Here is a 12,963-nt window from a genome sequence, read left to right on the forward strand (position 1 = left end):
ACTGCTGAGGTGACAAAAGCGCCCTCGGGGTTTCGTCACCTCAGCAGTTACGTAAAGAAAAGCACAAATACAGGATTTGTGCAAGGATTTACTGTGAGACTCGATCGCACGCCTGAGAAAAAAAACAATCTCAGCTTTTAGGAGATTGCTTGAATGAAGGCCTCACACCTCAATCAAATCGCCCAAAGGTGCAACTCCTAACTACACGCTAGTCATCAACGCGCCGGCTCGAATAATAACCTTTAATCTCGGAGTTAAAAAATTTGCCTGTAGAATCAGCATCTTGTAGAGATTCCCACATTTGGGGTTCCACATCGCTGTATTGATAGACTGACCCGCTGCTAAATTCTATTTGCAAAACTTGCTCCTCTTCATCGTATCCGATGGATCTAGCCATTTCGGAATCTACCGACATCATCGCAATTGGTTCTCGGCTTGAAGCAATTTCTTGTGATTCTATACCAGCACTGAGTTCGGTTGAATCTGTATTCGCGATGAAATCAACCATTTGCAGCCCTTGCATTGCAGCTTCGGGAGCGACAATTTCGATAAACTCGACTTCTTCCCCCCGATCGATTAACAGTCCTAGCTTGCCGTTAGAGTGACCAACTGCTAAGACGTTGTTCAGGTCTATTTTGGATAGTTTCATGGGATTTATCAAGGATTGATTTTACGTCAATATCTCCCCCGCTTTGCAAGTTTTGATGCCGGGAAAATAGTGGATTAATTAATAGTTTATTTTAAATTGACTAAAAAGTCAATATATACCTTTGGAAAAATTCTGGCAGCAATCTAGGTGTAAGTTGCGCCAGGGGTATCCTACGTTGATAAAATTTGCCGATTTATTAACGAAACTTGACAATAAATTAAGAATTATTGCCACAAAACCAAGGTAAAGTTGTTTGAATTGCTAGTCAAATGCCAAGCAGGCAAAGCGTTTGAGCATTTCTCAAATCTGTAAATCCTCAGAAAGTTACTATTTCTCAAGGATTCATCCGGTGAGAAAATCAGAAACAACCTTAAAATTTAGCAGTAATCGCCCGATCGGCAATTCTCAACCAGCACCAGGAAAAAAACCTATGAAATTGGCTTATTGGATGTACGCAGGCCCAGCCCACATCGGCACTTTGCGCGTCGCCACTTCCTTCAAAAACGTCCATGCGATCATGCACGCACCGATTGGAGACGACTATTTCAACGTCATGCGTTCCATGCTGGAGAGGGAACGGGACTTCACCCCGGTGACTACCAGCGTCGTTGACAGACACGTACTGGCGCGGGGTTCGCAGGAACGGGTGGTGGACAACATCACCCGCAAAGACAGAGAAGAACACCCAGATTTAATCGTGCTCACCCCGACTTGCACCTCCAGCATTCTGCAAGAAGACTTGGAAAACTTCGTGGAACGAGCTCAATTGGATGCCAAAGGCGATGTATTGCTGGCGGATGTTAACCATTATCGGGTAAACGAACTGCAAGCTGCCGATCGCACTTTGGATCAAATCGTCCAATTTTACATTAACAAAGCCCGCAAAAAAGGCGATTTAGTAGAAGCCAAAAGCGAAAAACCATCTGTCAACATTATCGGTATGTCTACGCTGGGTTTCCACAACCAGCACGACTGCACCGAACTAAAGCGTTTGATGGCAGATTTGGGAATAGAAGTCAACGAAGTTATTCCCGAAGGTGCTTCGGTTCACAACTTAAAAAGACTGCCGCGCGCTTGGTTTAACTTGGTTCCTTATCGGGAATTGGGGATGATGGCCGGGGAGTATTTGCAAAAAGAATTCGGCACGCCGATGGTGGATATTACGCCGATGGGTGTGGTAGAAACTGCGCGCTGTATTCGCAAGATTCAGCAAGTTTTGAACGCTCAAGGTGCGGATGTTGATTATGAAGATTTCATCGACCAACAAACGCGGTTTGTGTCGCAGGCTGCTTGGTTTTCGCGATCGATCGACTGCCAAAACTTAACTGGCAAAAAAGCGGTCGTATTTGGCGATAATACCCACGCAGCGGCGATGACGAAGATTTTGGCTCGCGAGATGGGAATTCACGTTGTGTGGGCAGGAACCTACTGCAAACACGATGCTGACTGGTTCCGGGAACAAGTTAGCGAGTATTGCGATGAAGTAATTGTTACCGACGATCACGGGGCGATCGGAGATGCGATCGCCAAAGCGGAACCTTCGGCGATTTTCGGTACACAAATGGAACGCCACGTTGGTAAACGGTTGGATATTCCCTGCGGCGTAATTGCTGCACCGATTCACGTCCAAAATTTCCCGATCGGCTACAAGCCATTTCTGGGTTATGAAGGCACGAATCAGTGCGTAGATTTGGTCTACAATTCCTTCACTTTGGGAATGGAAGACCACTTGCTGGAAATCTTCGGCGGCCACGATACCAAGGAAGTGATTACCAAGGGTATTTCGGCTGATTCTGATATGGGTTGGACGAAGGATGGACAGGCTGAGTTGAATAAAATCCCTGGTTTTGTGCGGGGTAAGGTGAAGCGGAATACTGAGAAGTTTGCGCGCGATCGGGGGATTGATAAGATTACCGTTGAGGTGCTGTACGCAGCGAAGGAATCTGTCGGCGCGTAGTTTATTGGTAGGGTGGGCATTTGCCCACCTTACTTAGTAAAATAGAAATGCACTGTCACTTTTCAAACATAGAAAAGTTCTTTATGGCTAATTCTGTTGCTTTCCAGACCGCGATCGAATATGTAGAATCTCTGGCAATTGAAGAACAAGATTTGTTAATTGAATTAATTCAGAAACGGCGAATTGAAAATCGGCGAGTCGAAATTGCTAGCAATGCAAGAGAGGTGTTGAGTGCTTTAAAAGCCGGCACAGCCAAGCGAGGCCACCTTGCACAGTTAAAAGCTGATTTACTGGATGAAGAATGAAAACTCTAGTTTGGAACAACAGTTTTAAACGGGCTTTTAAACGAGTTATCAAGAGAAATTCGCAATTAGGTGAGAAAATATTTTCGGTTTTGGAGTTGTTAGTAAACGATCCATTTTCTCCGTCATTGAAGGCACATAAACTGCGCGGGCAATTAGAAGGGCTTTGGGCTTGTTGGGTTGAGTCCGATTGCCGAATTATCTATACTTTTGAGCAAGATAATGAAACGCAAGAGGAATTGATCGTCTTGATTGATATTGGGACGCATGATGAAGTATATTAAGTGATGATCGCCCTTTTCCAACAAGCGTGCGTGAAGCGAAGCGAAGCTATCCCGTTCCCCGCAGGGGTTCCCGAAGGGTAGGGAATCGCCCTCACTCCTCATTTTGACTATCTTCTTGCTCAACTTGCTCAAAATTCACTTTCTTATAAATAGCAGATAGAGGAACTTCTAGCTGAAAGGAATTAAACACTAATTCCGTATCTTCCTCATCATACTCGCTATACAACCATCTTTTATTCTCGGTTTTAGAATACTGCTCGATTTTGATTTTTGTTTGGTCAATCAGAATGTATTCTCGAAAAGAAGGAATAGTTTTGTAAAATGCAAACTTGTCAACTCGATCGTAGTTTTTAGTAGACTTTGATAAAACTTCCACAATAACTTGAGGGTTGGTAATCGTGTCAGTGCGATTGTTGCGGTACTCAGGTAGCCCAAAAATTACCATTACATCGGGATAAGTGTACAGTCGCACTTTTGGTATCCACAGACGCACGTCACCGATGAAGACATCATACTCTTGTTCTGGAAGAGCGAAATTTAAAGCAATGTAAACGTTGCCTGCGATCCGATTGTGATTGGTAGATCCGCCTGTCATAGGAATAATTTTCCCGTCGAGATATTCGCTTTTGTACTCTGCTGTTTCTTCCAGTGCTAAATATTGCTCTTCTGTGGAGTAACGTGGCTCGGTTGTTTGCAAAGTGCCTGTCATCTTGATGTTCTCCCGCAAGGATGTTGAACAAATATTTCTTTTGAGTACGCGCGTGCGAAGCTATCCCGAAGGGAATCGCTCACTTAAAAGATAACCTGCATTTCCAAAAAAGCGATCGCCCTTATTCCTCCCCGCTTTCTTCTGGCTCATTTTCCGCCTCAAAATCCACCTTCTCATAGACATCTGCCAGCGGCACTTCAACTTGAAAGAAATTAAAAACTAGCGCCACATCCTCTTCATCGTAATTACGGTAGGACCACCGCTTATTTGCCAATTTACAATACTGTTCTACATAAACCTGAGATTGGTCAATCAGAATATACTCTTGAAATGTCGGCAGCGTTTGATAAAACTTAAACTTATCACTGCGATCGTAAGCTTTCGTAGATTTCGATAAAACTTCCACAATCACTTGAGGATTCATCACCGTATCCTGGCGATTATTGAAATACTCAGGTTTCCCCGGAACTACCATCACATCAGGATAAGTATAAGTTCGCTTTTTCGGCAGCCACAGACGCACGTCACCGAAAAACACTCTATAGTCATGTTTTTTGAGGCCAAGGCTTAATGCGATATAAATATTTCCAGCGATTTGATTGTGATTCGTAGTTCCACCTGTCATGGGAATAATTACTCCGTCGCGATATTCACTTTTATACTCTGCTGCTTCTTCCAGGGCTAGATATTCTTCGGGAGTGAAGTAGCGCTGTGCTGTTGACTGTTCTGTTTCTTGTAGAATAGCTGTCACGGTTTTTTCCCCAACTCAATTGATATTTTGCGTCCAGTTTAACATTGCCCGAAAGTAGGGGCGGGCAGGATGCCCAACCCCTACTCCCCACAACAAAAACCATTCTTTGTGGAACAGGCATCTTGCCTGTTTTTGATAAGATTCCAACATCTACGATCGCCCTTCTCAAACAAGCGGGCGATCGCACGCTTATCAACTCGCCACCAAAATTAATTGATCGGATCGAAAACTAAGGTCAATCGAGCACCGGGAAGCAGTTGTTTGAGAACTCGCAAATGACCCTCTGCATCAGACCAACTGCGAAACCGACCGACAACGACCCTTTGGAGATTTGGAAGCAAACGAACCACGATCCACGGTCTGAGACGTTTCTCATACGGCATAATAGGTGTATCTCCTTGTTAATTGGAGCCATAGCCAGTCCTTGCTTTTCCACGGCGGGGGACTGGCTTTTGACTTTGCACCTGTGGTGTGCTGTACAAATTATTGCACAAAAGGCCCTCATTGGTAGCAGAAAATTACTAAAATAGCGTTATAACACCGCGATCGGCGTAAACTTGTATGATTGGGAGCGTTCGCAAACAGTAAATATTGACAGTGAGCAAGCGCGTTCACATCACACTCCCCGACTACATCTATGAATCCTTAGAACTGTGGGCCGATCGGCAAGGTAGACCCACAGCTAGCTTGATAGCTTTTATCGTTGAAACAGCGGTGTTAGAAGCCAAAAAAAAGGGAGATCTACCTTCTGAACCGGAAAAGCCCAAAAGCGACACGTAAAGACTTCCCTCGTGGGTTGCTGGTGCGTGTCGCCCGATCGCACTTATCGAAATTGATGAAAACTAGCATCAGCGCCCGCAGTTGGCGCCCAATATTTAAAATAATTCTCTGTTTTGTCCTCGCGATCGCCTGTTAGTGCATAAGTCCTATCAGCAATCGAAAGTGCCAGTTATTTAATTGTCCGCCGGCTAGTCAGTTGCAGGGAAACTCACAAAAAAATATCATTCTCAGTAACGAACTTTCGACTATACATTCAATCCTATTGTGGGGCGGGCTTCTAGCCTGCCCCTAAAAGCTTATTGAGAATAGTGCCCGATCTCAGGGGAAACGGAAATTGCATCCAAGGATTTCCTCCTTGAGGCCGATTGTGAAAACTGTACTGTTCGATCGCCCTAATCAATCCAACTTACCTAGATTAGACGCATCAACATATTTTAAACGAATGACTTATGAACTTCACAGCAAGACTCACACAAACCAGCTTACTCGGTTTAATGCTATTTGCCAGCAATCCAGCAGCAACCTTGGCTATAGGACAATCGAACACAAGCACTGCACCAACAGCGTCTCGCACTCAGTCTCCGATTGAAACCATACAAATAGCTAATGTATCCACTCCTCAAAAACTGGTGAGAGATTTTTGTGCTCGCAAAAGACAGAAAGTGGCAAACTATTTCGAGACCAGCAACTTTCGGATTTATCTGTGCTACAACCACGCCAATCAACTATATTACTACGGCGTTAAAAAGAGTAACGGCAGCACGATCGCCCTGCGTGCTCGAACTGAAGAGGGGACTGGTTACGTTGCCAAAAATGGCACCTACGATTACATTGTTACAGGAGCTAGCCTCAGTATTTATAACAAAGGCAAACGCATTCTCGAACAACGAGTGATTCGCTCCCTTTAGTATTTAAATGCGATCGCTCTTTCAAGCCCCGACTTCTTCAAAAAGCCGGGGATCTAACAGAATATCTGGCTTTTCTGCTGAGGCAGACAAAAGTTGGTGTAATTTAACCTCGAATTCAAATGACCGGCCCTTCGCCACATTTGAGTTTGAGGTTAACAGGTTTCAAGCGCCGAATAATCTCATACCAATTTTAAAAAAGAATGCAACAGTATTCTTGTTCCCCCCCTTAGCAAGGGGGGGCTAGGGGGGGTCGAAGAGTGTTGCACGATTTTAGAGAAATGGTATCAAAATAAAAAAACCCTCCCCAACAAGGAGAAGGGAGGATGAAAAGACAGTGAGAAATTTAAGTTTTTGCAGAATTAACAATAAGGAGTTACATCTTCGCCACATTCGTCAGCCAAATAACACAAAGCTCGAAAGCGCAGCCCAACCACTTGCTCGTAAAGCGGATTTAACTTGCACAGTGGGGGAATGGATAATAAAGTGCGATCGCCAATTTTGACTTCTCGCTCAAATGGACACTGGCTGGGAATAAACTTACACAGCAACCGAGCCAACTTTTGACTTTTAATTGCAGTGTTATCAAGCCATTGTTTTAGCGGATGCAAGGGGTCAAAGTGTGGCTTTTGACCGTAAGGTTGAGAATTTGTAGCGACATTAACGGCGGTTTCTTGTTTGCCAAACCCTACCCAATGTGGCAGAGTTCGGTAGGAGACTGTATGCTCAAATACGTTCATTTTGCTCTGTTCCTCTTTGATAACGAGGTGCCAAGAACTCTTTGTAGAGCTTGTGCTATATTATCTACAATCAGTATCTACAGCATCTCGTTTTACTTTACCGGATTGAACTTCTTAAATTAATGACTTAGGGCGAGAAAAGTAGTTCCTGATTTTTTTTTAAAGACGGTGTGCGCTCTAAAAAGTGTCCTCATTTCAAGCCCAACAATTGATTGATAGGGTAAAAATTCTGTCTTCTACGTTTTAGCTTCAACCTTCGGTTGACTCTCCTTTTGTAGTTCAATTACAATTGTGACGCATCCAGGTGAATTATCCTATACGTGAAAATGCGGAACTTTTAATAAAACTTATAATATTTCTAAATAAGCTCTGCTGCAAACAACCCTGAAACCTCGCCCCAACTATCTTTGCTCGCGATCGCTCAGAAACTTCTACAATGAGAAATAATCGGTATCACCGCCCTCACCACCCATGAGTAACCCAGAAACCAAAGCTATCACCCGCGAATTGCAAAGCCACGCCGCCATTCTCGGTGGCTTCGTCTCCCTCCTCTGGATTATCGAAATTGTCGATGTATTCCTGTTCCGAGGCAGGCTAAATGCCTACGGAGTCCGCCCCCGCAGCCTCGACGGACTTGAAGGCATCTTGTTGATGCCTTTTCTGCATGGCAGTTTTGCTCACTTAGCCGCCAATACCCTCCCTTTAGTGACATTTGGTTGGTTGATAATGCTGCGAGAAATTAGCGACTTTTTTATCGTGAGTGCCGTCACTGTGCTAGTCAGCGGATTCGGAGTTTGGCTGACTGGCGCGCCCTATTCCGTTCACATTGGTGCCAGCGGATTAATCTTTGGTTACTTCGGCTTCTTGCTGTTGCGGGGCTATTTTGAACGCAGTTTTACATCTATTTTGGTATCTTTAATTGTCGGTTTCTTCTACGGCAGTTTAATTTGGGGAGTTTTGCCCTCACAGCCGGGAGTTTCCTGGCAAGCGCATTTCTTTGGCTTTGTTGGCGGGGTATTAACAGCTCAACTTTTGGGGCGGCAGAAACGGCGACTTAACTAGAATAAGACTGAGGCTGCATCCTATCATCACCTTGGTTTATTGCTCATAAATTATCTAAAAGCGTAGGTTTTTTGTCAATAAACCTGGTTTCTTGTGTAACAATTGCGTCCCGGATAGCAAGACTAACTGCTGACCAATAATTCAACGCGGGCCGGCAAGCACACAGTAAAAACCGAACCGCAACCTAACTCGCTTTCAACGTGCATATCGCCCCCCATCATCACGCAAAAGTGACGGCTAATAGTCAATCCCAAACCGGTGCCGCCGTACTTGCGTGTAGTTGATGCGTCGCCCTGCATAAAAGCTTGAAATAAATGCTGCAATTGTTCGGGGGGAATCCCAATGCCCGTATCAACTACGCGAAAAATTATTGAGTCGGAAGGTTCTGCTATTTCTTGAGTGGTTAAGCTGTCATGTTTAACTCTTTCAATGCAGAGGGTAATAGTGCCCTGTTCCGTAAATTTGGCTGCATTGCTCAGCAGGTTGAGCAATATTTGACGAGTTTTGGTAATGTCAGCATACATCATTCCCAAGTCGCTACCACAATCAACTTCAAACTTATTAGAATTTTTATCTACCAAGGGTTTGACAGTAGAAACTACCTCGTCAATTAAATTAACTGGGTTGAAAGTTTCTAAGTAAAGTTCCATCCGCCCCGCTTCAATCTTAGAAATATCTAGAATGTCGCTAATTAAAGATAGCAAGTGTTTGCCCGCTGTTTGAATTTTGTGCAAGTCCGGGATAAAATCTTCGCAACCTAACTCCTCGGCATCTTCTTTGAGCATATCGCTGTAACCAATAATCGCGTTGAGGGGAGTTCGCAATTCGTGGCTCATATTAGCTAAAAAGGCGCTTTTGGCTTGGTTTGCAGCTTGAGCTGTTTGAGCGACTTTTTGGAATTCTTCTGCTAATTTGCGCTGGGTAATATCTTCAGCAATACCAACGATGCGGTAAATTTGCCCTGTTTCGTTGCGGACTGGAAAAGCCCGATCGCGCACCCAGCAAACTGAACCATCCGTTGGCGTAGCCCCCGTAGGGGATCGCACTACCCGATACTCCTCATCATAATCGCCCCGCACCTGTTTCTCAAAAGCAGCCTTGACGCGATCGAGATCCTCCGGGTGAATAGCATCCCAAAAAGCCTCCGGTTCTGACTGCAAACTCTGACAGCTCAAATTCCATATTTTCTCGCAAGCAGGGCTTACATAAACTAGCTGCTTTTGATTGGGTTCTCTAATCCAAAATACCTCATGAATATTTTCTGCCAACTGGCGAAACCGCTCCTCGCTAGCCCGCAACTTCTCCACAGCACTGTGAAATTCAGTCACATCCTGAATCAGCGATGCCACCCCAATGATGCTGCCGTCAGCATCAACCAAAGTCGTATTGTACCACTCGCACAGAATAATTTTGCCGTCTTTTCTGATGTTCTCGTTAAGGCTGGTAACTCCTCCTTGATTAGTGAGCAAAGTTATAGATAGTTGCCTGACATACTCCTTAGCACTTTCAGGAACTATGAGATCAACTCCGTGGCATCCCATTGCTTCCAAGCGGTTGTATCCAAAAATTCTTTCCGCTGACAAATTCCATTCCGCTACTTCAAAGTTTAGATCCCATTCAATCGCTCCCAAAGGAGTTTGGTGAAGATGGAGAGCCAGTTTTTGCTGCGAGTTTTTCAGAGAAATAATTAATTGATTTTTGTCGGCGATCGCAGATTCTACCCGATCTTCGAGAGTAGTAAACGACTCTTCCAATTGATCCGCCATCATATTAAAAGAGCGAGCCAGGACACCCACCTCATCCTCTCGCTCTACAGACGCCATCAAGCGGGAATCTACCGCCATCCCATCCCATTCTCCCCGGGACAAAGCCTCCGCAGCCTTGCTCAGACGCCGAATCGGTACAACAATCCACCTAGAAGTCAGAGCGCCAATCGCCGTTGCCAGCACCAAAGCACCCAGACACATCACCACAGTATACCGAGTGTTGGCATTAATCCTTTCCATAAAATCGGCTTCAGGAACCGTCACCACAATCAACCAGTCGAGGCCCCTGCTGTCTAAAAGCGGCGTCACCTGTAGAAATTGCCGTTGACCGTCGATCGTAAAATCTAACTGGCGAGATCTGTCAATTTTGTGCAAATCCCCGAAGCGTTCAGTCAAATAGCGGGCAGTCGATCGAATTAGAACATTCTTGCTACTCGCTGCCACAATCCGTTTCGCAACACCATTGCTAACAATAAATGGCGGTTCTAGAGTAGAATTTGCCACCAATTGCCCAGACCTTTCTACAATAAAAGTCTGTCCTGATTTGCCAATTTTTAGAGTTTCCAAGAATTGATTGAGCTTGGAAAGTGCCAAGTCAGAACCCAGGATGCCAATCAGTTTACCATCCTCACCATAAACTGGTTGAGCAGCCGTAATCGCTAGTTTGGGAGCGTCAAAATAATTATAGATTTTACTCCAAGTCGATTTGCCTGCGCGCACCGGAGCTATGTACCAAGGTCGGACGCGGGGGTCGTAGTTGGGAGTGGTTTTTAATAGTTTGGTTGGTTCCTCCAACTCGGACAGCGCGTAGCTATGCAAATTATAGCCAGTAGATCGATTAGAAATCTGAACTTGCAACTTGCCGTCGTCGAGGCGTTCAACTCCAATAAAATCTTTTGCTTCGGATGCGAATTGAATGTAGCTAATTTTATCAAAAATTTTGATTTGTTTGTAGAAGTAGCGTTGCAAACTATCACTATCCTGCTCGTTCACAATGCCGAGACGGATAGCATCGAGATTGAGCTGATTGATTTGGTGTGGCGTTTCAATATAACTATTAATATGTTGCTGAATACGCGATGTGACTTCTGCCCGCAGTTGTGCGGCAACATCGTTGACGGCTATGCGCCCGTTCCGCAGCGACAGCCACCCCGTCAACCCTACGGCAGCGAAAGTCTGGAGGGCAAAAGGCACAACAAGGACGATGCGAATTGGCACTTTGCCCGACATTTTTAAAATCGGGTCGGTCAGATATTTAATTGGCATAGTAAAACATAACTATTATGAACCCACAACATTCCGGTCAAGTACAACTTGATGAGCGCAGATTTTGAAGTTGAGATGGTTTTAGTAGGCAAAGTGCTGTTAATAACTCGGAATCTGCCGCTGGCAACTGAGTTTTTAACTACTGCCACCGCCATCTTAGCGCGATCGGGAGCTTTGGGAACATGGGCGATCGAGATGAATGCAGTATCAATCCTGGACTGACTCTACACGCTCATACTATTATAGATTTGAGATTCAAGAATTAAAGAATTGAGAAAGACTGGTTCTGTAAGGGTTTAGAATTTGCCGACAGTTGCATTCTTTTTTTGAACTGGTATCTAAAACCAGGTTTTTGTAGCGTTTTGGCGGTCTGCAACGAAATATTTTCGTGAAAAAAAACCGATGGATAGCCGCCCGTGCGTCCAGCACTAACTATTTTTCCACTCCTGACGCGCGCTAATCAAACCAATCGAGTTTTTGGTTGACTCATGCCTGAAATGACGTATTTTGGCGTTTAAACCCGGTTGCTGCGTCAGTTTTATTTGACCGATAGCGCGATCGAAAGTTATAAGTTTTCACAGCAACTGCAATTGATATCTCCACAAGCAGCTACTTTTGATAGAGTACAACTTAATTGCGACTGGGTACAATCAGCATAGTAGGATGCAACTAGCGGAGGCATGGATGATGAACGCAGTTATTGCTACTCTTGGCACTGCTCTCGGACTGAGCTCAATTTTTATCGGTTTGACCCCGGCGGTTCTCGCCCAACAAAGACTGCAACCAGCGCCCCAATATTCGGAAACGACTTTATCTGGGGACTCGTTAAGGACTGTGGAGGACAGAACCTTAGACTCGGACTACCAAAACTTGATTGGTGAACCAGAAACGGCGGCTAATTCTGCTAGAAGGGAAAGAAGCTTGGGCGACACATTTCGCCTCAAAATCGATGGCCCATTGGAATTTATTACTACTCCTTCGGACGCCCAGCGTCAAGGAAATCCTTTACCTCCAAAACAAACCGACAGCGGTACAGAAGCGGGAGTTCAGCTTCAGCTAGGACTTTAGCAATTTTAAATAAATTGATGTGAAGCAAAGGAGCGATCGCGGAACCCAATTTTTGATTCTCGGAGTTATTGTGACTGCGATCGCTTTTTTATCAGAGTTTGATCACAATTTTTGTGCGGTTTCCATCACACAATGTTCTCTATTGTGAACCTAAAATTAGACCAATTAAACTTCCGATACAGACCGATTAGCTAAATATCTTTACAATAGCGCATAAAACTGGCGGTGAAGGTGATGGGAAAGGCTCAACTGATCGATTATTTGCGGGGAGAGTTGGCAATATCGAATTCTGCGATCGCCGTTGCTCTCCGACACGGTGAACAAGATGCCAGCGAACTGCCGATGGTGCTGTGGCAGTACGGGTTAGTAACACTGGAACAGTTAAACCTGATTTTTGATTGGATGGAAGCTCAGCCTACTTAGCAATTTAAAATCCTGAGTTAAAAAATATGGATATCGGATTGCAAATTTTTGACAAATAAAGCTTGCACAAACGGTCGTCGAAAAGTAGAGGGTTAAGTGTTTAATTTGAGGGTGGGTCTTATTTGGCCCTAAATATAAAAATACCAATATTACAGTAGGGACACAGCACTGCTGTGTCCTAATTTTTGTTGCCACCTAAAATAAACTGCTTTCAATCTGTCGAAGAGGCGATCGCAGTCGGCATCAAACAAACCCCAGCAACTTTTAGGCGGCCGGGGCTTGTCTTGTTTAATTTGGTGGC

Annotated in this window: 14 protein-coding genes; 9 read left to right on the forward strand and 5 right to left on the reverse strand. The window is 44.7% G+C overall.

Going from position 1 to position 12,963, the window contains the following annotated elements:
• Positions 1-208: 208 nt before the first annotated feature.
• Positions 209-649, reverse strand: a complete 441-nt coding sequence (locus QUA43_RS15075; protein WP_333374950.1) for a KTSC domain-containing protein — start codon at positions 647-649, stop codon at positions 209-211.
• A gap of 430 nt (positions 650-1,079) precedes the next feature.
• Between QUA43_RS15075 and bchB the strand changes: the two genes are divergently transcribed.
• From bchB to QUA43_RS15090, 3 genes are all read left to right on the forward strand, one after another.
• Positions 1,080-2,606: a ferredoxin:protochlorophyllide reductase (ATP-dependent) subunit B gene (bchB, locus tag QUA43_RS15080; RefSeq protein WP_333375063.1), complete on the forward strand. Its 1,527-nt coding sequence runs from the start codon at positions 1,080-1,082 to the stop codon at positions 2,604-2,606.
• A gap of 83 nt (positions 2,607-2,689) precedes the next feature.
• Positions 2,690-2,911: a hypothetical protein gene (locus QUA43_RS15085; RefSeq protein WP_333374952.1), complete on the forward strand. Its 222-nt coding sequence runs from the start codon at positions 2,690-2,692 to the stop codon at positions 2,909-2,911.
• A complete protein-coding gene (locus tag QUA43_RS15090) occupies positions 2,908-3,192 on the forward strand; it encodes a type II toxin-antitoxin system mRNA interferase toxin, RelE/StbE family (RefSeq protein ID WP_333374954.1) in 285 nt (94 codons plus the stop codon). Before QUA43_RS15085 ends, QUA43_RS15090 begins: the two co-directional genes overlap by 4 nt.
• A 91-nt stretch (positions 3,193-3,283) precedes the next feature.
• Here the strand turns inward: QUA43_RS15090 and QUA43_RS15095 are convergent, their stop codons facing one another.
• Positions 3,284-3,901, reverse strand: coding sequence for a Uma2 family endonuclease (locus QUA43_RS15095; RefSeq protein ID WP_333374955.1), 618 nt, complete (start codon positions 3,899-3,901; stop codon positions 3,284-3,286).
• Between the two features lie 121 nt (positions 3,902-4,022).
• Entirely contained in the window at positions 4,023-4,652 is a 630-nt protein-coding gene (locus QUA43_RS15100; protein ID WP_333374957.1) for a Uma2 family endonuclease, read from the reverse strand.
• A 597-nt stretch (positions 4,653-5,249) separates the two neighbouring features.
• On the opposite strand from QUA43_RS15100, the gene QUA43_RS15105 reads away from it, so the two are divergent.
• Together QUA43_RS15105 and QUA43_RS15110 are read left to right on the forward strand one after the other, a co-directional pair.
• The gene (locus tag QUA43_RS15105) at positions 5,250-5,432 is read left to right on the forward strand and encodes a ribbon-helix-helix domain-containing protein (protein WP_015178554.1); all 183 of its coding nucleotides are present in this window, start codon (positions 5,250-5,252) and stop codon (positions 5,430-5,432) included.
• A 449-nt stretch (positions 5,433-5,881) separates the two neighbouring features.
• Positions 5,882-6,340, forward strand: coding sequence for a hypothetical protein (locus QUA43_RS15110; protein WP_333374959.1), 459 nt, complete (start codon positions 5,882-5,884; stop codon positions 6,338-6,340).
• Positions 6,341-6,699: 359 nt separating this feature from the next.
• On the opposite strand, the gene QUA43_RS15115 is transcribed toward QUA43_RS15110, so the two are convergent.
• A complete protein-coding gene (locus QUA43_RS15115) occupies positions 6,700-7,077 on the reverse strand; it encodes a Mo-dependent nitrogenase C-terminal domain-containing protein (protein ID WP_333374961.1) in 378 nt (125 codons plus the stop codon).
• Positions 7,078-7,548: 471 nt separating this feature from the next.
• Between QUA43_RS15115 and QUA43_RS15120 the strand changes: the two genes are divergently transcribed.
• Complete coding sequence (locus QUA43_RS15120) at positions 7,549-8,139, forward strand: rhomboid family intramembrane serine protease (protein WP_333374962.1); 591 nt, start codon at positions 7,549-7,551, stop codon at positions 8,137-8,139.
• A gap of 122 nt (positions 8,140-8,261) precedes the next feature.
• On the opposite strand, the gene QUA43_RS15125 is transcribed toward QUA43_RS15120, so the two are convergent.
• Positions 8,262-11,171 carry a PAS domain S-box protein gene (locus QUA43_RS15125; RefSeq protein ID WP_333374963.1) on the reverse strand — a complete coding sequence of 970 codons (2,910 nt, stop codon included), beginning with the start codon at positions 11,169-11,171 and terminating at the stop codon, positions 8,262-8,264.
• A 51-nt stretch (positions 11,172-11,222) separates the two neighbouring features.
• Here QUA43_RS15125 and QUA43_RS15130 point away from each other — a divergent pair, with 51 nt between their 5' ends.
• The 3 genes from QUA43_RS15130 to QUA43_RS15140 all read left to right on the forward strand — a co-directional run bounded on the left by QUA43_RS15130 (position 11,223) and on the right by QUA43_RS15140 (position 12,662).
• Positions 11,223-11,393, forward strand: coding sequence for a hypothetical protein (locus tag QUA43_RS15130; protein WP_333374965.1), 171 nt, complete (start codon positions 11,223-11,225; stop codon positions 11,391-11,393).
• Positions 11,394-11,855: 462 nt separating this feature from the next.
• Positions 11,856-12,239: a hypothetical protein gene (locus tag QUA43_RS15135; RefSeq protein ID WP_333374966.1), complete on the forward strand. Its 384-nt coding sequence runs from the start codon at positions 11,856-11,858 to the stop codon at positions 12,237-12,239.
• 234 nt (positions 12,240-12,473) lie between these two features.
• Positions 12,474-12,662 carry a DUF2949 domain-containing protein gene (locus QUA43_RS15140; RefSeq protein ID WP_333374968.1) on the forward strand — a complete coding sequence of 63 codons (189 nt, stop codon included), beginning with the start codon at positions 12,474-12,476 and terminating at the stop codon, positions 12,660-12,662.
• Positions 12,663-12,963: the final 301 nt, after the last annotated feature.

The organism is Microcoleus sp. N9_B4 (assembly GCF_036701635.1).
Lineage (GTDB): Bacteria > Cyanobacteriota > Cyanobacteriia > Cyanobacteriales > Microcoleaceae > Microcoleus.